Source organism: Clostridium sp. BIOML-A1, from assembly GCF_009874105.1.
Lineage (GTDB): Bacteria > Bacillota > Clostridia > Lachnospirales > Lachnospiraceae > Coprococcus.
Window position 1 is genome coordinate 1 of record NZ_WWTL01000014.1, and the last position, 21,581, is coordinate 21,581.

Sequence of the window (21,581 nt, forward strand, 5' to 3'; positions counted from 1 at the left end):
ATGATTTGATGATACTCTTACTAAAAAGTATTGTCTACAATAATAGGGTTGGTGTCTACTTTTAGATTACCACTTCACATACCAAATTTATTTAGCTTCGTCGAGTATTTTCCCCCAACATTCTTCCTAATACCCGCATCAGACTTGTCCTTGTGGGTATCGTGCGCTTATTTTCCTTTCCATACCCTCATCTAGCCTGCCTTGTGGGTATCGTGCGCTCATTTTCCATTCCATACCCATATCTGATCAGTCGTCTCGGGTACGACGCCTACTTATCATCTACCATATCCTCATCTAGCCTGCCTTGTGGGTATCGTGCGCTTATTTTTCATTCCATACCCTCATCTAACCAGACGCCTCGGGTATCATACTTACTCATCCATTGCCATACCCAGAAATCAAGCATCATCAAGCAATAACTCACATATACAAACACAAATATAGCCTGTCTGGCTGTTGACTAGATCGCTGCACTATGACATCCACGAGGATTTCGTTATGAAATGCATATGCCGGCAAATGTGAGTGCTTGTCTTAGCCCATCAGGGCGAGTTGCACAGGAACATTTGCGAATAGGGGATATGAATTTCATAGGAACCACAGGGAGTTAACTGTAAAAAAATAAAATGAACGCTGCCATTACTATTATGTAGTAAGCCTTTTATCCACGGCCGGTACTTAGGTTGCGTACTTTGCAACCTTATGTACCGCTGCACGTGGATTAGAGCGAAAGCGTCTTACGAAATAATAGGTAATGGCAACGTTCATTTTGTTTCAAAGTTACTCTGCTATGGATGCATCTGCCGGATACTCCTTGCCGAACCATGTGGCGATCACGCGGTATGGGCACTTCGGTGTTGCAAGGCTGACAACCACCATGATGATCGTGGAGATCAGACAGGCAACGATACAGGAATTGAAACCAAGTGAGATTGGCAGAACGCCCATATCGATCAGGAGATATAAGCCAATACCACTGATGATACCTGCGATCGCGCCATACTCATTTGCCCGCTTCCAGAACAGTCCGAGAAGCAAAGTATGAAGAAATGCTACTGTCATACCACCGGTAGCATAAGTGATCAATGAAGCCAGAAGTTCCGGTGGATCACATGCAAATAAGAAAACAACTAGTGCAACAACGATAACACTGATAACATTTAACTTCTTTAATGTCTCCTGCTTTGCATCTTTATTGAACAGGTTCTTGTACAGATCACTGACGATCGTTCCTGCAAGAGATACGATCATTCCACCAACAGATGACTGAACCGCACCACATACACCGGCGAGAACCAGACCTGCTGCCCATGCAGGCATTACACTTACTGCAAGTGTCGGAATACCAAGGTCAGGAGTTGCAAGGCTTCCTTCCGGGAACATATATTTGATCGTGAAGCACAGACCATTCAAGCCAATGAGCCAGATTGCAACTACAACCGCACCAACCTTGATCGCACGATGCAGAGTCTGTGTATCCTTATAAGTAAGCGTTGTCATTGTTACATGAGGCATTGTACAGGTTGTGATACCCCATAAGAATGCAAATGAAAGAACCGTCTTTACACTTGCAGGTACGAACCAGTCCGGATTACTCTTAACTAATGACTGGATTGTCTCTGTATAGCTGAGATCTGTTCCGTTGATGCCCATGATAAATAAGATAATAACGGAAACTGTCATGATAATTCCCTGAAAAACGATCGCAGATGCAATGCCTTTAATACCACCCGTGATAGCTGCGATTATAACCAGTACAGTGAAAATAGCAAGTCCGATACGATAATCCTGACCGGTTAAGATCTGGAAGATTCTTCCGCCGCCGGTAATTGTAGATACGGCAAATGCGCCAAGGAAGAACAGGATAACCAGTCCGCAGAGCGCACCAACGATCTTACTGTTGTTATATCTGTGCATCAGAAGTTCAACAAATGTCTTGGAATCCGTTCTTCTGGCTACGATACCGACACGCTTACCGATCAGTCCAAGTACCATGAAGTTCGTGCACATGGACCAGAAACAGCAGACCATCCAGGTCGCCCCAAATGTATATGTATAACCCGGTACACCCATAAATACTCCGGCACCGGCAACACCGGCTGATACCATCATGGCAGTTACAAGCACACCACCGCTTCTACCGCCGGTATAGAATTTGCTCAGGTAATCACCTTTTCCATTTGCCATTGCTTTTCTGGTAACAAGACTGTATACCAACTGGAAAATCGTATATGCGGCAAATACAGTAATGATTATAATTCTCTGATTTGTAGATAAGTTCATCTCTATTTGCCCTCCTTATGTTTTCTTTCTTTTAATTTTCCGTTTGGAGTAACATCCATGTCACGATATATAAATGTTACAACCAGAATAACCGCTACTACCATTGCGATCAAAATAATGATCTCATTAAAAATCCACTGTGGAAATCCAAGAATGTATTTGTACTTTGATACATCCTTACCGCCCACCAGATACAGGTTGGCGATCATCAGCACCATAAATACCAGATAGGTTCCAAGCGTGATCCAGAATTCCTTTGTTGTCTGGGTGAAACGCTCATCCGGCTCTATTGATTTCAAATCATAATCCCTGCTGTCAGGATCAATGTTGTTATTTATCTGACTCATCTTATGTGTCTCCTCTCAACGTAAGTTTTTGAATAATTATGAAACGAAAAAATCATTCACCGAGTAAAATAATCACTGTTATTTACGCATATAAAATCTTCAATCGTTTTATTATAGTTTGTTCTTCTCCGGAAATGGATCGTCCAGCATTCTTGTCGCATGGAACTGCCCCTTTTCTGCAGAAGCAAGCTGCAGCAATACAGCTCCGATACCTGCTGCACCATCGAATAAACCGATCGGTGTACTTAATACATCCGGTGCGACACGGTCAAGTGCAAATCTCCATGCGCACTCTCTTCCTTCCGTACCGTCTGTGATCGTTGCTCCGTCTGTGATGACCTTACCGCACCTCTTTGCCTGTTTCAGATAAGTCTCATCACCAAATGCAGCCCACAGACCCAGATACATATTTAACAGGCCCGCAGTTCCGCAGCAGATATTGTAAGTATTCCAGTAGCCTTCTGTCCGAACCTCAGGTGCGCCTGTATCAATTACACCCTGTGTCAGCATATCGATATACCGCTTATACCGGTCTTCTCCTGTCATCTCATATAATTTATAGAAGAAACGATTTGTTCCCGCCGGGCCATGACAATAGCCAAGATAGAACAGATCCTTACGATCCGGCAAACCATGTGGAATCAGGCTTCCTGCCTTCATCTTAACCGCCTGTGCGATCATGAAATCTGCGATTCCCTTTGTCGCATCCAAGAACTTCTGATCACCGGATGCTTCGTACAGATTCAGCAGTACAAATCCGATTCCTCCGGTTCCCATCGGGAAGTTCGGATCGATATAATCTTCTTTTGCTCCGAAGTAGACAGGATCTACACCCGGATACCAACAGGTTCCGTTTCCTGCATCATGCCTCTGCTCGAGGAAATTCTCTCCTGCTTTTGCGGCAAATGCTGTCCAGTCCTCTATGCCAAATGTTTTTGCTGCATATAAGAAAAACAGAACCGTTCCGGCATCTCCTACGATACCCGGAAATGAAGTCCAGCTATAACCTTTGCCGTTTTTTCCGGGCTTTGCATCTGCCTTTGCAGACTCAATAATATCTGCCACAAATGTTTTATATTTCTCATTTCCGGTTGCCTTATAGAGCTGTATCATGGCAAAGCCTGCTCCGCTCCATCCACTGGAAAATGCATATTTTGAAAAGTTCCTTTTCAGATCCCGGTCATGATCAAAACGATAACGGATATATGTGGCTGCTTCTTCTGCCTCCTGCAGATAGCTCACATCATTCGTTGTCTGATATAATCCCAGAAGAAATACGATGATTCCGGACGCCCCGGCATACATACAGATCTCATCATAATAGATGGATCTTCCTTCTGCCGCATCCTGCAAAGACCAGTAGATACCTTCCGGTCCCTGTTTCTTCCGGCTGTTTATAAAATTCATGGTTTCTTTCGCATATGTAAGATAGTCTGCCATGTTGTCTCCTTCCTGTTCTATGTTTTATATTACATATATATGTTCTTGACCTTACCAAACAGAGGGCGCTCCCGCTCGTTTCTTTTATTCCCCTGCATACATCCTGGTTGACAGATATTTGAATGCGTTGTCAGCCATGATAATCGCAATATTCTTTCCTGCTGCTTCCGGACGTTCAGCTATGATCGTTGCTGCCTTTAAGGCTGCTGCCGCTGACTGTCCGAGAAATACGCCATCACTCTTTACCAGTCTTCTTCCTGTCTCATAGGCATCCTCTGCTACGATATCCAAACATTCATCATATGGGACCTGCTCCGGATCGAAGAATACCGGAACACTCTGTGCCGGAACATCGTTAAATGCAAGTACGCCGTCAATCGTATTTGCTTCCGGATGATTGACATTCTTTCTGGACTGTACTGCCGGCTGTGCACCGATGATCTTGATATCAGAATTTTTCTCTCTGAAATATCTGGACAGACCAGCCAGTGTTCCACCGGTTCCGACCAATGCTACCACATAATCAACCTTTCCGTCTGTGTCCTCCCAGATCTCAGGTCCTGTTGTACGGTAGTGTGCTTCCGGGTTATCCGGATTTGTTCCCTGATCGATATAGAAGTAACCATGCTCATCTGCATATTTGTTCATGATAACGGTAAGCTTCGCCATGCTTAAGCCACCATTCTGCAGCATCTCCAGGAAGCCCGGCACATCAGCTGCCTGAAGCAGCTCTACACCATATGCTTTTAAGATCAGTGTACGTTCTACCGATACTCCCGGCTGAATCACTACTACATATTTATATCCTCTGGCATTTGCAAATGCTGCTGTTGCAATTCCTGTATTTCCGCTTGTGAAATCAAGGATTGTTCCGCCCGGCTTCAGCTTGCCTGATTTCTCTGCCTCTAAGATCATGTTAAGAGCTGCACGGTCCTTTACGCTTCCTGATGGATTGAAATACTCCAGCTTACCAAGGAGGTGGGCGTTCAGCCCTAACTCTTTTTCATAATTTACGAATTCTACCAATGGGGTATGTCCTACAAGTTCTGTAATTGATGAATGAATATTTGCCATTTTTCTATTTCTCCCTTTTCCTATCTGGTTAGTATGTTTTGTTGTCGTTATAAAACCCGGAAGCATCAACCTCCGGGTAAATGTCTGTTTGTCAGTCACCATCCAACTCTGGATAAATGATTTTCTCATCCGGCACATCTTATAGCGTTTCTTTATCATAGTATTAAAGTAGGTTTTATATGTTATGTGCCTATTATAGTGACAGTTCCATAATTTGTCAACCAGTCAAAATATTTTAACTGGCTATAACCACAGCTTATAACCGAACCAATCTGTAACTCTTATAACAGTTGCACCGGCTAACGCTATTACATTGCGATTCACGCCTTTAATGTTTTCTGCAAAACCATCATACTTGCCTGTGGTTATGCTGTGATCACTGCTTTCAGACGGTCAAGCGCCTCCTTGATCGTTGCTCTCGGACATGCCACATTGATACGTTCAAAGCCTTCGCCTACCTGCCCAAAGATCGCACCGCTGTCAAGCCACAGCTTTGCCTGATTCACGATCAGGTTCTCCCGTTCCTTCTCTGTCATTCCGAGTGCCCTGAAATCCAGCCACAGCAGATAAGTTCCTTCCGGCTCGATCAGCTTGATCTGTGGAAGTTCCTTTTTCAGGTAATCACGCACAAATGCGATATTACTCTCTACATATCTCATCATTGCCTGATACCATGTCTCGCCATGAGTATACGCTGCTTCACAGGCGGTAAGTCCCATTGCATTTAACTGACTGTAGCCCGCCGCATCCACCTGCTTACGAAATACTGCGCGCAGAGTTCCATTTGGAATAAAGATATTCGACACCTGAAGTCCTGCCAGATTGAAGGTCTTTGCAGGAGAAGTACAGGTAACGGAGTTCTGTTCGAATTCTTTCTTGATCGTCGCAAATACCGTGTGCTGGTGATCTCCGAAAACAAAATCCTCATGTATCTCATCACTTACAACCGTAACGCCATGCTTGATACAGATATCACCCATCTTCGTAAGCTCCTCTGCCGTCCATACACGACTGACCGGATTATGCGGACTGCACAACAGGAACAGCACAACATGATTGTCAACGATCTGTTTCTCAAAATCATCAAAATCGATGTGATATTTTCCATCATCCCCAAGTACCAGATCATTGCTCACAAGCTTCCGGTTATTGTCACGGATCACTTCTGAAAACGGATAATAGACCGGCTGCTGAATCAGAACGGCATCCCCTGCCTTGGAATATGCTTTGACCGCCATCGCCAGTGCAAATACAACACCCGGTGTCTTTGTCAGCCAGCTTCGTTCCACCTTCCAGTCATGGTGAGCTTCCATCCATTTGCTGACCGCCTCGAAATAACTCTCTCTGCTCTCCGTATAGCCAAAAATTCCATGCTGTACACGCTCTGTCAACGCATCCAGGACCAGACTCGACGTCTTAAAATCCATATCTGCAACCCAGAGAGGAAGTACATCCGCAGGCTTTCCTCTCCGCTCTGCAAAGTCAAATTTCAAACAGTCTGTATTTCTTCTATCTATTACTTCATCAAAATTCAGGTTTTTTTCTTCCATAATTATCCTCCCGTTATGTATCAGATCCTATGCTGTAAATATATTTCCATATCAAAATATTTTTCAGGCAAATTACTTTTTCATAATTACTCATATATTACACTGTTTTATTCCCGAAAAGAATCAATTGTCTGTTTCAGATCCGCGATCAGATCCTTCTTATCTTCGATTCCTGCCGACAGACGCAGAACACTGTCTGTAATACCGTTCTTTATACGGATTTCCTCCGGTACATCCGCATGAGTCTGTGTCGTCGGATATGTGATCAAGGTCTCTACGCCGCCGAGACTTTCTGCAAATGGGATCAGCTTTAGGGATTCCAGTATATGGAGTGCCAGCGCCTTGCTCTCCACTTCAAATGTCAGCATGCTTCCAAATCCACTCGCCTGGCTCTTACAGACCTCATAATTATTTGTTCCCGGTATTCCCGGATAATAGACATTCTTTACTTTCTTCTCCTGCAACAGGAATTCCACGATCGCCTGTGCATTTTCCTGTGCCTTCTCCATACGGATCGGCAATGTCTTGATGCCACGAAGCACCAGCCAGCTGTCAAATGGCGCAAGTCCCGCACCTGTCGTCTTTATGATATATCGTAATTTCTCCGAAAGCTCCGGTGTATTTACCACGATAAATCCGGCCAACGTATCGTTGTGTCCGCTTAAGAACTTTGTTCCGCTGTGCAGGATGATATCGGCTCCCAGTTCAAATGGCCGCTGGAAATACGGTGACAGAAATGTATTATCCACGATCAGCAGCAGATTATGTTTCTTTGCAAGTTCCGCCGTCTTGCGGATATCAATAACATTCATCATTGGATTAGTCGGTGTCTCGATATAGATTGCTTTTGTATTTTCTTTGATGTAGTTTTCCGGATCTTCCTCTGCAAAATTGATCCGGCTGAACTCGATACCATTTTTCTGATTAATATGATCAAATAAACGGATACTTCCGCCATACAGATCTGCTTCCGAAACGACATGGTCGCCCGGTTTGAAGATCTCCATCAATGTAGTAATAGCTGCCATGCCGGAAGAAAAAGCGAGAGCATCCAGTCCTCCTTCTAATGATGCAACGATCTTCTCCAACTGTTCTCTGGTTGGATTCTGGAGTCTGCTGTAATCATACCCCGTACTCTGTCCAACTGCCGGATGCGCATACGTTGCTGTCTGATAGATAGGAAAGCTGATCGCTCCCGTTCTGTCGCCTTCAAATTTTTCGTGATTTCCATATATACATTTTGTAGCAATTCCTGTATCCATAATAACCGTCATCCTTTCCTGCTGCCTGCGTTTTTGACTTATGATTTGTTCTGACAGGCTATTACTGACATTACCAATCAGGGAACGCTTCCGCTCGTTGAGCCCTGCAGCGGTACTAAGATGCTGCTTTCGCACCATCAAGTACCGGCGGTCTCAAATGTCCCTGTATTGGCAAGTCATAATAGCCTGTCAGAACAAACCATAAGTTCATGCATTATTTATACCATAGTATATCAGTAGGAATAAGATTTCGGTACTATGTATTTCTGTGAGCTGGTTATAAATACAGCTTATAGCCAACTTGTTACTTAATTGTCATTTGCCCAACTCCCTACAGGCTCAAACTCCACTACAAAGGAAACGGCTGAGCATTTACTCAGCCGTCTTCTTTACATTTTCCTGTGTTCCGTATTGGGTCAGTATCTCGATATAGCGTCTGCCAAGGGTACTCAGCCGCATGCCTTTTCGTTTGATATAGCCGATCGTCATTTTCTCCTCCGTGTCAAGCGGAATTGCGCGGTAAGCACTGCCGTTTAATTCTTCACAGATAATACCGGAGCACAAGGTATATCCGTTCATACCAACCATCAGATTCAGCATCGTTGCACGGTCATCTGCCTTGATGATCTGCTTGTATTCCAGCGTACTGAATACTTCTTCTGCATAATAAAACGAATTTCGTTCGCCCTGTTCAAAGGAAAGACAAGGATAATCTTTTAATTCTTCAAATGCGATCTTCTCTTTTCCTGCCAGTGGATGCTCGTTGCTCAGATACACGAATACATCACAGTCAAATAATTCCGTAAATTCCAATCCGTTTTCTGAGAAAATCTTCTGCAAAGCCTTTCGGTTGAACTCATTTAAATATAAGATTCCAAGCTCACTCCGGTAGTCTCTTACAAACTCGATCACTTCATTTGTCCGTGTCTCATGCACAGCCAGTTCGAAATCATCCAGCCTGATCTCCTTTGCAAGCTCGATAAAGGCTTCTACCGCAAACGAATAGTGCTGCATGGATACACTGAATTTATTCTTTTTCTTTTCGTTATTTATGTATCGATCTTCGATCATCTGATTCAGTTCTACCATCTGTCTTGCATAGCTTAAAAACTCGTCTCCCTCCGCCGTGATCACGATACCACGATTGGTTCGGATAAATAATTCGATATTCAATTCTTCTTCCAGATCCCGTATCGTACTGGAAAGTGCCGGCTGGGATACATACAATTCTGCTGCCGCCTTATTCATGGATTTGGTATCTGCTATCTTTACAGCATAGACAAGCTGTTGTAATGTCATATCTGTGCCTCCCGATTGCTTCCTTATATGTTTTCTTTTTATACAGGTACTTTATGCTTTAATATACTATAAGACCTGTGTCCAAACAATTACGCTCATTGTACCACACCTCTTTTTTATTTTCGATATTTTCTGATCGATTTTATAAGATTCTGTCAAAGCATAGTTCTTCAAATCGAATTTTCCGGTAAAAAAATGGTTAAAACTTTCTAAAAACGGTTGACTAAGCTTTTCATACATGATAAAAATATATCATTCAAAAAGGGAGTAGTTTCATGCTGTGCATGTGCCGATTCTCGTCAGTACGCCTTAAAAGGCCGGGGATCGGATAACCGATATATACGTTAAAACGAGACTTTTTGTGCATATTTTTTGTGCACAAAAAGTCTCGTTTTTTATTATCAATTACAAAAAACAGCATGTACCAACCAAAATTTTTCCCAAAATACAAGCAGCATATTTGAAAAAACTACTGTTCATTATCTGTCTCAGGAAAAAAAGCAAAAGAAAGGACATGGTCTTATGAAAGAAATCTATCAGCTGAACAAAGAAGAATTATTCCGAACCTGCGGTAATCCGGAAGGACTTACCACTACAGATGCTAAAGAGCGACTTCAAACCTATGGTGAAAATACTCTGGTCGAGCAAAAGAAACAAAGCGTTGCTTCTGTCTTTTTTCACCAGTTTGCCGATCTGCTCGTTATCATCCTGATCGCTGCCGCGATCGTCTCTATGGCATCCGGCAACATTGAAAGTACGATTGTTATATTTGCGGTTATTATCATGAATGCGATCCTTGGTACGATCCAATATGTAAAGGCAGAAAAATCTCTTGATTCCTTAAAAGAATTATCTGCACCAAAAGCGAAAGTATTACGTGACGGAATCAAACAGGAGATTGCATCAAAAGACATCGTACCGGGAGACATCCTGCTCTTAGAAGCCGGTGATATGATCGTCGCTGATGGCCGTATCATCGAAAATTTCTCTTTACAGGTAAATGAAAGTTCTCTGACCGGAGAGTCTACAAATGTGGATAAAGACGACTCTGATATCACCGGGGATGTTGCTCTCGGTGACCGCATCAATATGGTATTCTCCGGCAGTCTTGTTACTTATGGTCGTGCAAATGTTCTCGTTACAGCAACCGGAATGCATACAGAAATGGGTAAGATAGCCACCCTTATGAATAATACAAAATCCAAAGTGACCCCACTTCAGATCAGTCTTGATAATTTCAGTAAAAAACTGGCAACAATCATTATGGTGATCAGTCTGATCGTATTCGGTCTCCGTCTGATGCAGGGCGAGAAAATACTGGATTCTCTGATGTTCGCAGTTGCCCTTGCTGTCGCTGCCATTCCAGAGGCTCTCGGTTCGATCGTTACGATCGTTCAGGCAATGGGTACCAGAAAGATGGCTGCCGATCAGGCGATCATCAAAGATCTGAAGGCGGTCGAAAGTCTGGGCTGTGTCTCTGTTATCTGTTCGGATAAAACAGGTACACTGACCCAGAACAAAATGACAGTTCAGCAGCTTTATACCTGTGATACTCTGTTAAATGCCGACCAACTGGATCTCCATATTCCGGCACATCGTTATTTTCTGTACAACTGTATCTTAAACAACGACAGCAGTATCCGGGATGGCAAGGATATCGGGGATCCGACTGAAACCTGTCTCCTTACGATGGCAAGGAAAACGAAACTATTTGATGTCGGTGTAACAGAAGAAGTTCTGCGTGATCTGATGCCACGTCTGGAAGAGATTCCATTTGACTCCGAACGGAAACTGATGAGCAGCAAATACCTATTGCACGGCGTACCTACACTTCTGACAAAAGGTGCAGTCGATGTTCTTCTTACCCGTATGGATTCAATCATCACAGAGGATGGTATCCGTCCGATTACAGAGAACGACCGCGACAGAATTCTGGAACAAAATATGCAATTTTCCAGACAAGGTTTACGGGTTCTGGCACTTGCCTATAAAGAATGTTCCGATTCGGAAGTTCTGACCGCAGCCTCTGAATATGGTTATACTTTTATCGGACTTGTATCCATGATCGATCCGCCAAGAGAAGAATCCATGGCTGCAGTTGCGGATGCTATCTCCGCCGGAATCAAACCGATCATGATAACCGGAGATCATAAAGTAACGGCAACCGCTATTGCCAGACAGATCGGTATCTTCCACGATGGTGATATGGCCGTAACCGGTCAGGAAGTCGACCGTATGACCGATGACGAACTTACAGATGTCCTTCCAAAGATCTCCGTCTATGCCAGAGTTTCACCGGAAAACAAGATCCGTATCGTTGATGCATGGCAAAAGAAAGGTCACATTGTCGCCATGACGGGTGACGGTGTAAACGATGCTCCCGCATTGAAAAAAGCAGATATCGGTGTCGCTATGGGAATCACCGGAACCGAGGTATCAAAGGATGCCTCAGCTATGATCCTTGCAGATGATAATTTTGCAACGATCATAAAAGCTGTCCTGACAGGAAGAAATGTTTACCGTAATATCATGAATGCCATCCTGTTCCTTTTGTCCGGAAACCTCGCAGCCATTCTGGTAGTTCTCTACTGCTCCATCATGGCGCTTGATACCCCATTCCAGCCGGTTCATCTGCTCTTTATCAATCTGCTGACCGATTCACTTCCGGCGCTTGCCATCGGTATGGAGCCATCCGATAAGAAATTACTTCGTAACAAACCGCGAGATCCAAAAGCAGGAATCTTCAATAAATCCTTCTCGCTCCAGCTTATTTGCTACGGTGTTCTGATCGGTATTGTTACAACCGTCGCCTTTTATCTGGGTGATTCCGTAAATGCCCTGACTGCCAGCACAATGGCATTTGCCACACTGACGCTTGCAAGATTGTTCCACGGATTTACATGCCGCAGCGAATCCTCTATTATAAAGATCGGTATCCGCTCCAACCTCTGGAGTGTCGCCGCTTTCTTCGCCGGTGTCCTGCTGCTTGGCTTTGTCCTGCTCGCACCATTTATGCATGGCTTATTCATGATTGCCGACCTGACAGTTAAAAATGTATTGAGCATTTTAGGGCTTGCATTTATCCCAACCTTTATTATCCAGATCACACGAATAATAAAAGAAGCTGTTCGTAAATAACTGCAGCGTCAAGACTTATGAAATGGTTGTATTGTGCCTGCAAAAGTCATGACTTATACAGAGTCGAATGCCGGCTGGCGTTTTCTTTTAATAAAACTCCAGTCGGTGTTCCACCAGCTCATCTCCTTCATAGACCAGCCGCAGAGTGAAGAAACGTTGTTCGTCTTCTAATAAGAGTTTCAAAAATATAGCATCTCCTGTCCAGGTCGGAAGAGATGGCACGATGCTTTTATCTACCCATTCCAGTTCTCCTTCATTGCAGGCGGTTAAGCTTCCGGTAAAGCCATCTGCTGTAAACAGACACATCAGCTCCGGCTCACAGACATCACTGATAAATGTGATCAGGCCACGGAACTGATAAGATGTCAGTGTCAGTCCTGTTTCTTCTTTTACTTCCCGAAGCAGGCAGTCTTCCGGTCCTTCTGTTTCTTCCGCATGTCCGCCGACTCCGATCCATTTATTCTTATTAATATCTTTCTCCTTCTTCGTACGATGAAGCATCAGATATTTTCCGTCTTTCTCTATATAACATAATGTTGTCATTTTCATAGTAAGTGACATAGCCTTTCATCTCCTGTTATTTGCCATATTTACCCATATGCGCTCATTATACCTTCCCCCCGGACAAATGCAACCGATAATTCAAATACAGTTGCCATATTGAAATTATCGCTTTTCCGGTGCTATAATAAGGAGCGACAGGTTGTAAACCTGTCCGATCACAATAATGTGAAGCAATTACAAAACATCGACAGTTTTGCAATTACCTATATATAACTTTATACGGAGGTATGAATATAATGAGTAAAATTGATGAAGTCAGAAGCGAAATGATGGCCGCTATGAAGGCACATGATAAAGAGAGAAAGGACGCATTATCCGCACTCCTTACAGCCCTGAAAAATAAATTTATAGACAAACGTGCTGATCTGACAGAGGAAGAAGAAAATGAAGTTGTATTAAGAGAGATCAAGCTCGCAAAGGAAACAATCGATACAACACCTGCTGATCGTACCGATATCATAGATGAATGCAAGGCAAGAATCACCGTATTCGAAGAATTCGCACCAAAGATGATGGATGAAGCAGAGATCACTGCTACGATCAAAGAAGTTCTTGCAGGTCTTGGTATCGATGCTCCAACAGCCAAAGACAAGGGTAAGATCATGAAAGAGCTGATGCCTAAGGTTAAAGGCAAAGCTGACGGAAAACTGGTCAACCAGATCCTTACATCTATGATGGCATAAGCATACAAAGCCACCACACGATAACAGAAAAACTCCATGCCCGGTGTCTATATATTTTATGAAGCAGACCTATCCGGAACGTCGGTTCTTAACGAATCACCAACAGGTGATGAGTTTAGTACCGATACGTTCCGGATCGAACGAAAGTGTTCTGCGAAATAAAGATATATAGACACCGGACATGGAGTTTTTTAGTTTATGTCTCAGCTTTCATGTCCTGACCCTTTGATCCACGACATAAGTTCATCAAGTTTAATCGGCTTGCTGTAGAGATAGCCCTGGAATGCATCACAGCCAAGTTTTTTCAGTTCATCTCTCTGAGCTTCATTCTCTACATATTCAGCAATAATCTTGAATTTCAAAGATCTGCCCAGATAGACGATTGATGCAATGATATCACGATTCGTTTCATTATGAATAACGTCTCTCGTCAGAGATCCATCCAGCTTTACAATGTTAAAATACTTCGTCTGCAAATAAACCAGCGACGTATGTCCCATACCAAAATCATCGATCAGGAATCTGTGACCTTTCGCCTTCAATGCTTCAATCTTTTTCGTTATATCAATGGACGAAGAAAGTGCATCCTGCTCCGTGATCTCAAGTCCGAGCTGTACATTTGGAAACTGGTATTTCTGTACAACATTTTCGATACATGCTTCAATGCCATCCCATTCCAGAGATTCATTTGTAAGATTGACCGACATCTTGAAATCATCCGGTACGATATCCCTTACCTGTGCCAGTGCCGCACCTGCCGTATCAAAGATAAATTTCTCTAACGTACTAAGTACCTTCTTTTCCTTGGCAAGCTGTATGATCAACGGAGGATAGATAAATCCAAATTCCGGATGCTCCCAACGGATCAACGCTTCTGCACCAATGCACCTGCCATCACGGTTCACCTGTGGCTGATACACTAAGAACAATTCTTTCCGTCTGATTGCTTCAACAAGTTCATCTGCCAGGATACGGGCCATATGTCCGATCTCATCTTCACGCTTTGTATATGGTGAGATGGAATTGTTCTGCTCCTCGCGCTGCATCTCCTCCACCAGTCTTTTGACATCACGTTTCAGACGCAGTTCCCGCTGTTCTTCATACATACGAATAAATGGTTTATAAATACACACACCAATTGCCAGACACAGGATCTGCAAAACTGCTCCTGCCCAGGAACCGGTAGCCTGATACCCACTCAGAATAACAGGCGTCGTCCAATCAACTTCACGTATCACGTGCGGAACAAGTCCAAAGAACATTGCCGCATAAGTGACCAGATAATTCACCATCGGTACAAGCATAAATGGGATCAGTAGAATAGGATTCAAAATCACAGGAACTCCAAATAAGACAATTTCACTGATATTGAAGACCAAACTCGGTGCTGCCATATATGCAAGATTCCGAACACCCTTCTTTTTCGCAAACAACAGGATCGCAATCACCAGACACAAAACGGCTCCCACTCCTCCCAGAAGTACAAATACATCCTGCATTGTCTTGCTGAAAATTCCGGCTGTTATATCAGAAAAATTCTGCTTGATCACTGTGTCTAACATATTGTGTCCATGAATTCCAAAGAACCATAACGCATGTGTCAGAAAAATAATGACCACTCCTGCTCCCAGTCCATTCTGTAATGGCTTTAACAGGTAATCAAAAAAGCGTTCAACCAATTCCTGAAAACCGCTTACTCCAAATAATACCTGTAACAAAATTCGAAAAAACGCAAAAAATCCAATAATGACAACCGCCGGAGCAATTCCCTCGATTGCTTCAATATAGATACCGTCCGTATTCGTACGCTGATTTTTCACCTTGAAGAAACGACTGCTCTTCATTGTGTAATAGATCTTACCGGAAATAAGTGCAACAAACAGTGCCGTAAATGCATGCATATTGCTTAACGAATGAATGGAAAAATCATCGTACTGGATTCCGAAATACCCTACCAGAGCAGCCAGTGTGATAATTACTAAAATGATAATATTTCCTGTACCTTCATAGATTTCCTGCTTTCTCCGTTTCATAATGGCATAACTGACCGTTGTTGTTACTGCCAGAAAAACAGCAAAGAACTCATTAACACTGGCATATACGAAATTCAGAATTTCCAGTACATGTCCACCACACAATTTCTCTATAAACGTCTGATATGCAGGAATCGGTAGATTGATCAACATCGCCGCCAGGTACCCGACTACAAGAAGCGGGATCATCATGATCATACCCTGTCGGATCGCACCCAGCGCGCAGCTGCTGTCAAGCCGGTCTGCCATACGCATGATCATTTTTTTAAATTTGCTCATCTTTTGTTTTAGTGCAATAATCTGGGAGTTAATTATCACACGTTCCTTTCTCTACTCTCTCACCAGATGTAGTTTTTCTGCAAGCTTCAGGATCAGGGTTCCCTTTGGCATAGCAAGGATTTCTTCCTTCGTATATCCTCCGACTGCCAGAATAGCTGCTGCATAGAAAATAACTGCAAGCAGGATTGCCAGAACAACACTGACTGAATTCATATGGATCAGGTGGTAGAAGATCTGATAACTACCCCATGCAACGATTCCCATAAATATCGACGCAACAGCAGGAGCAAGATAGATCTTCTTCACATCAAGCTTTGTAGACATATATTTGGATACAGATATATGGTTAAAGATACATGCCAGTAATGAATACAGGATCGTAGCCGCTACCAGACCGAACAGCTTCGCATCTGTAAATTTCAAAATAGCAGCAAGAAATACTAAATGGATCAACAATGCAAGTGTCGCATTCTTCACCGGCTCCATAACCTTTCCGATTCCCTGCAAGATACTGTTTGTAAGTGTTGATAATGAATAAAATACCACAGATATGCAGCCGGCAGTCAATGCCTTAAATACCAGCGGATCCGCGCCACGGAACAACAGCGTGATGATCGGTTCTGATAACACACCGATTCCGACAGCACATGGTATCGTCACCATCATCGTGATACTCATGGACTGATTGTATACATGATTCGTTTCCTTTTTATCACCCTTGGTAAATGCTCCCGAAATATTTGGTATCAGGGTTGTTCCAACCGCAGATGCGATTGATACCGGAAGATTGATCAGCACCATATACTGACCAGAAAAAATACCGTACAGATTTGCAGATTCAACACGATCTACATTTTTACTGTTTAAGACATTGTAGAAAATCTTCATATCTACGGTGGTCGTAATATTATACACAAATGCAGCAATAATGATCGGTGTTACGATCATTACGATCTGCCGGAATAACTTTCCATATGATTCCACATTCGACGAAACATCAGACTCTACTGTCTCCATGATTTCTTTTCTTCTTCCTGCATATGCGATCAGAATATAAATAATTCCACAGAGAACACCTGCCCCTGTTCCCATTGCACTGCCTGCTGCACCATATTTTGCATGTTCAGAAGTTCCCGGTGCAAATGGTCTGGACATCAGATAGGCAGCCAGAACGCTGACAACTGCATTTGCAATCTGCTCTATAATCTGTGATATGGAGGTCGGAATCATCGTTTTATATGCCTGAAGATAGCCTCTGTAAATAGCAAGAAAGCCCGACAGAAATATTGTCGGTGCGAGGATCTGTAAGCTTAAAATCGCATTGGGCTGTTCCTTTACCAGAACCGGTGCAAATGCAAATGTCAGGATACCTGCCACCAACCCGGCAGATACTACATAGATAAAAGCGCATTTAAATACTCGTCTCGCATTTCTGTATTCTCCCAAGGCCAATTTCCCTGAAATGATCTTAGAAACCGCCGTCGGAATGCTGTAAGTTGCGATCATCAATATCATGGAATAGATTGCATACGCTGTACCATAATATCCGTTTCCCTCATCTCCGATAATCTGAAATAACGGCGACCGATATAAGAGACCGATCACTCGGGATAATATACCTGCACCTGCAAGTACTGCCGCCTGAAAAGCAAAATTTGTCCTCATACCGGACGGCTTCTTTATTTTCTTCTTTCCATTATCATTCTGCATGATTGTTTCTCCTGATTATTATGTAACCGACTACCAAGCGATCAGCTACCATTCTATCCGGTTGCACATATTTCCAGCGTCTGCTATACTGACATCGGAAATGGCACACGTTTCCAATACCCTATATATATACCAGTTTTTTATACTTATTACAAATAAAATATGTAAAAGATTTTTATAAAAGGAGGTTTTCCACCTATGGCTAATTCAAATATTCCAAAAGATCCTGTTATGCTCCTTAGTTTTATTAATATGAAGCTTCGCGATTTTTATCCGAGTCTGGATGAATTATGTGCAGATCTGAATCTGAATGTAAATGAAGTATCCGAAAAACTGGCATCTGCCGGCTTTAACTACGATGGAAAATTAAATCGATTTATCTGATAAAATAATGCTTCTAATTCAAAGAAAACAACTATTTTATCCTATTGCAAAAGGAACGCCGGCAAATCTCTAACCGGGTATTTACCCCACAGAAATCTGCCGGCTTATTCTATCACATAAAGCTACACTATATGTGCCCTGTCATTTCTGATTATGCCACGTTTCCTACATCTGATCATCTTTGTCGTCATCACTGCTCTTCTTTTCAGCTCCATGCTCCGTTGCTGCCAACTGATCATCTGCTTTCTCCGCATGCATCACTTTCTCAATCTGCTGATATAACCTCTTCGCATGTCGCTTCGCTTCACGTTCTGCCTTTGCAGCTGCTTTTTCCTCCGGAGTTTTTTTATGAAAACGGATATCCTCCTCTTCCTCTGTCAGATAGATTGGCTTTCCGGTTTCTTCATCGATCCGTTTGATCCGCTCAAATTCCGAGGACACCGATACCATATGCTTCTTTTCCAGCTTGTCGGTACATGTCTTATTGATATACATGTAGATACATGCAAATACCGGAACACCCAGCAGCATTCCGTAGAATCCGAAGATACCACCACCTACGATAACCGCGGTCAGAACCCAGAAGCTGGAAAGTCCCGTTACATCACCAAGGATCTTTGGTCCTAAAATATTTCCATCAAACTGCTGAATACACAGGATCATGATAAGCAATATGATACTCTTGATCGGATCTGCGATCAGAACAATAAACACACATGGGATCGCACCGATGATCGGACCAAAAAACGGAATTACATTTGTCACACCAATGATGACACTGATCAGCAATGCATATGGCATATCTACGATCGTTGTCAAAATAAATGTTATAATCCCGATTATGATCGAATCCACGATCTTACCATTGATAAACTGACTGAATATCTTATTTACACTTGCAAGTCCATCCAGAATGATATTCGCGTTTTTCAGTTTAAACAGTGCATAGACGATTTTCTTGCCTCTGGAAGCCAAATATTCCTTATTCGCCATCACATAGATAGATGCTACAATACCGATCAGAAAATTATAAATGAACTTCAATCCGCCCACAACACCGGAGCTGATATTCAATACAATCTTATCCAGATTCGGAACAACATCTGTATTTACCCATTTCTGTAAGCGGTCATATACAGTGTTTACGACATTCATTACCATTTCTTCGGATTCACCAAGGTTCTTGAATTTATCATAAATGGTATTGATCGCCTTCATGATATTATTATAGTAATTATCCATATTGGATATAAGAAGATTGATACTGTCGATGACCTGTGGCACTACCATCCAGATCAAACCCGTGAGCAGACCAAGGAACAAAATGATCGTTATAATGATCGATATGGCTCTTGATACATGAAACAGTTTTTTCTTGTCTTTGATCACCCGATCCTGCAGGATCGTATGACACAGACGATCAAAAAAGATAAGCACCGGATTCAACAAAAAAGCGATCACAAAACCAATTATAATCGGTGCTGCCGCCCCGGTTATCGTATCCAGTACCTTCCGAAAGCCTGTCCACTCCTCCAATATCTTATTAAATACAAGCGCTGCTGCAATTACCAGAAATATGATCGTTCCCGCCTTAAACAGCCGTCTTTTTTTTTCATTTCCCAATTTTGTCTGATAACCTTTCCCTTTCCACATTCAAAACCCAATATCAGATATGTCGTTTCATTCCATTCCTATAACAACACATCAATGGATTTATTCTTACATATAATTATAAACAACCTGAAAAAATTATATACTGTTTCAAAAAGTCAGGCAATAGAATTTCCCATTTTTAATAGATTTTAAATAGATTTAACCATGACTTTACCAAATCCAAAATCGTTCAAAAAATGAACCTTAAATAACCCTATATTTTTGAAAAAAGCATTGTCGATATCTGGGTTACATAGTAAAATGGTGACATGTTTAAGGGTTCTTAACAAACCACAAAACATATTTTACCTAAGACCGGGGAGGCATAAAGGAGGTGTTCTTATGGAAAATGAATTAATCTGTCAATTAATTATCTGGTCCGTTATCTTTATGGTCTGTATAATTATCGAAATCATTACTCTCGGACTTACAACCATCTGGTTCGCGGGAGGAGCTTTGGTATCTGCGATCTCTGTATTCTTTGGTACATCACTGATCATCCAGATATTGATCTTTGCAGTTATTTCATTAGTTCTTCTGTTTACTACAAGGCCTGTGGCTTTAAAACATTTCAAATTATCCGATATGGAAAAAACAAATGTTGAAAGTCTGGTCGGCAAACAGGTGATCGTATCTGAAACCATTGATAATCTAAAGGCTACCGGGCAGGTAAAAGTAAATGGTCTCGAATGGACCGCACGTGCTGCTGATGAAACTGATATTATTCCCCAGGGAACCGAAGTCACGATCAATGAGGTTTCCGGCGTAAAACTTATTGTCAGCAGAATATAATTTATTTAATTTGACAGATACTATATCTGTCGCCACTTAAAGGAGGTACTTATTATGGATTCACCACTCACATGGCTGGTAATTATCTTAGTATTCATTGCTATCATTATTATCTGCAGCACAATCAAGATCGTCCCACAGGCACACGCTTACGTTATCGAACGTCTGGGAACCTACTGCGGTACATGGTCCGTAGGTCTTCATATGAAGATGCCTATTATCGATAAGATCGCACGTCGTGTTACCTTAAAGGAACAGGTTGTAGACTTCGCTCCACAGCCGGTTATCACGAAAGATAACGTTACAATGAGAATCGATACTGTCGTTTTCTTCCAGATCACAGATCCAAAGCTTTTCTGCTATGGTGTTGAAAATCCGATCATGGCAATCGAAAACCTGACAGCCACTACTCTCCGTAACATCATCGGTGATCTCGAACTTGACCAGACACTGACATCCAGAGAGACGATCAACACAAAGATGCGTGCTACCCTGGACGAAGCAACTGATCCTTGGGGCATCAAGGTAAACCGTGTTGAGCTAAAGAATATTATCCCACCTGCAGCGATTCAGGATGCCATGGAAAAACAGATGAAGGCAGAACGTGAAAGACGTGAACAGATCCTGAAAGCAGAAGGTGAAAAGAAATCCGCAATCCTTATTGCAGAAGGTAACAAACAGTCCGTTATCCTGGAAGCAGAAGCTGAGAAGCAGTCACAGATTCTTCGCGCAGAAGCTAAGAAGGAAGCAACGATCCGTGAAGCTGAAGGTCAGGCACAGGCTATCCTCGCTGTACAGCAGGCAAATGCAGACAGTATCCGTCTCTTAAATGAATCTGCTCCATCTAATCAGGTTCTTACGATCAAGAGTCTGGAAGCTTTCGCAAAGGCTGCCGACGGCAAGTCAACCAAGATCATTATTCCATCTGATATTCAGGGTGTTGCAGGACTTGCAACTTCATTATCGGAATTAGTGAAAACAGAGAAATAAGATTGAACTGATTCATTGGTAATATTAAAAACTGCCACTGTCAGAATGAAGCCGTTATTGGGTAACCATTCTGATAGTGGCAGTTTTTATTTTATCTGTT

The 21,581-nt window shown here is 42.6% G+C and carries 16 protein-coding genes; 5 read left to right on the forward strand and 11 right to left on the reverse strand.

Annotated elements, in window-relative coordinates; translation table 11 throughout:
• Positions 1-780: 780 nt before the first annotated feature.
• The 7 genes from GT641_RS10730 to GT641_RS10760 form a co-directional block, all read right to left on the reverse strand.
• Positions 781-2,283, reverse strand: a complete 1,503-nt coding sequence (locus tag GT641_RS10730; protein WP_008402629.1) for a hypothetical protein — start codon at positions 2,281-2,283, stop codon at positions 781-783.
• 2 nt (positions 2,284-2,285) lie between these two features.
• Entirely contained in the window at positions 2,286-2,630 is a 345-nt protein-coding gene (locus GT641_RS10735) for a YhdT family protein (protein ID WP_161117518.1), read from the reverse strand.
• Positions 2,631-2,741: 111 nt separating this feature from the next.
• Positions 2,742-4,070, reverse strand: coding sequence for a lanthionine synthetase LanC family protein (locus GT641_RS10740; RefSeq protein WP_161117519.1), 1,329 nt, complete (start codon positions 4,068-4,070; stop codon positions 2,742-2,744).
• 84 nt (positions 4,071-4,154) lie between these two features.
• Positions 4,155-5,144: a cysteine synthase family protein gene (locus GT641_RS10745; RefSeq protein WP_044946064.1), complete on the reverse strand. Its 990-nt coding sequence runs from the start codon at positions 5,142-5,144 to the stop codon at positions 4,155-4,157.
• Between the two features lie 365 nt (positions 5,145-5,509).
• Positions 5,510-6,694 (reverse strand): MalY/PatB family protein, encoded by a 1,185-nt coding sequence (locus GT641_RS10750; RefSeq protein ID WP_161117520.1) that lies wholly within the window; start codon positions 6,692-6,694, stop codon positions 5,510-5,512.
• 107 nt (positions 6,695-6,801) lie between these two features.
• On the reverse strand, positions 6,802-7,956 hold the full coding sequence (locus GT641_RS10755) for a PLP-dependent aspartate aminotransferase family protein (RefSeq protein ID WP_161117521.1): 1,155 nt from the start codon (positions 7,954-7,956) through the stop codon (positions 6,802-6,804).
• A 372-nt stretch (positions 7,957-8,328) separates the two neighbouring features.
• Positions 8,329-9,255, reverse strand: coding sequence for a LysR family transcriptional regulator (locus GT641_RS10760; RefSeq protein ID WP_008402635.1), 927 nt, complete (start codon positions 9,253-9,255; stop codon positions 8,329-8,331).
• A 522-nt stretch (positions 9,256-9,777) separates the two neighbouring features.
• On the opposite strand from GT641_RS10760, the gene GT641_RS10765 reads away from it, so the two are divergent.
• Positions 9,778-12,393: a cation-translocating P-type ATPase gene (locus tag GT641_RS10765; RefSeq protein ID WP_192919843.1), complete on the forward strand. Its 2,616-nt coding sequence runs from the start codon at positions 9,778-9,780 to the stop codon at positions 12,391-12,393.
• A gap of 87 nt (positions 12,394-12,480) precedes the next feature.
• Here the strand turns inward: GT641_RS10765 and GT641_RS10770 are convergent, their stop codons facing one another.
• Positions 12,481-12,942: an 8-oxo-dGTP diphosphatase gene (locus GT641_RS10770; protein WP_008402638.1), complete on the reverse strand. Its 462-nt coding sequence runs from the start codon at positions 12,940-12,942 to the stop codon at positions 12,481-12,483.
• A 251-nt stretch (positions 12,943-13,193) separates the two neighbouring features.
• Here GT641_RS10770 and GT641_RS10775 point away from each other — a divergent pair, with 251 nt between their 5' ends.
• Positions 13,194-13,640 carry a GatB/YqeY domain-containing protein gene (locus tag GT641_RS10775; RefSeq protein WP_021944919.1) on the forward strand — a complete coding sequence of 149 codons (447 nt, stop codon included), beginning with the start codon at positions 13,194-13,196 and terminating at the stop codon, positions 13,638-13,640.
• Positions 13,641-13,843: 203 nt separating this feature from the next.
• Here the strand turns inward: GT641_RS10775 and GT641_RS10780 are convergent, their stop codons facing one another.
• Positions 13,844-15,952: an EAL domain-containing protein gene (locus GT641_RS10780; protein ID WP_161117523.1), complete on the reverse strand. Its 2,109-nt coding sequence runs from the start codon at positions 15,950-15,952 to the stop codon at positions 13,844-13,846.
• A 51-nt stretch (positions 15,953-16,003) separates the two neighbouring features.
• Complete coding sequence (locus GT641_RS10785; RefSeq protein ID WP_161117524.1) at positions 16,004-17,662, reverse strand: polysaccharide biosynthesis protein; 1,659 nt, start codon at positions 17,660-17,662, stop codon at positions 16,004-16,006.
• Positions 17,663-17,860: 198 nt separating this feature from the next.
• On the opposite strand from GT641_RS10785, the gene GT641_RS10790 reads away from it, so the two are divergent.
• Positions 17,861-18,046 (forward strand): DUF4250 domain-containing protein, encoded by a 186-nt coding sequence (locus GT641_RS10790; RefSeq protein WP_161117525.1) that lies wholly within the window; start codon positions 17,861-17,863, stop codon positions 18,044-18,046.
• A 165-nt stretch (positions 18,047-18,211) separates the two neighbouring features.
• Here the strand turns inward: GT641_RS10790 and GT641_RS10795 are convergent, their stop codons facing one another.
• The gene (locus GT641_RS10795; RefSeq protein WP_243143754.1) at positions 18,212-19,669 is read right to left on the reverse strand and encodes an AI-2E family transporter; all 1,458 of its coding nucleotides are present in this window, start codon (positions 19,667-19,669) and stop codon (positions 18,212-18,214) included.
• A gap of 372 nt (positions 19,670-20,041) precedes the next feature.
• Here GT641_RS10795 and GT641_RS10800 point away from each other — a divergent pair, with 372 nt between their 5' ends.
• Together GT641_RS10800 and GT641_RS10805 are read left to right on the forward strand one after the other, a co-directional pair.
• The gene (locus GT641_RS10800) at positions 20,042-20,491 is read left to right on the forward strand and encodes an NfeD family protein (protein ID WP_008402645.1); all 450 of its coding nucleotides are present in this window, start codon (positions 20,042-20,044) and stop codon (positions 20,489-20,491) included.
• Positions 20,492-20,545: 54 nt separating this feature from the next.
• Positions 20,546-21,481: a stomatin-like protein gene (locus GT641_RS10805; RefSeq protein ID WP_008402646.1), complete on the forward strand. Its 936-nt coding sequence runs from the start codon at positions 20,546-20,548 to the stop codon at positions 21,479-21,481.
• Positions 21,482-21,581 lie beyond the last annotated feature (100 nt).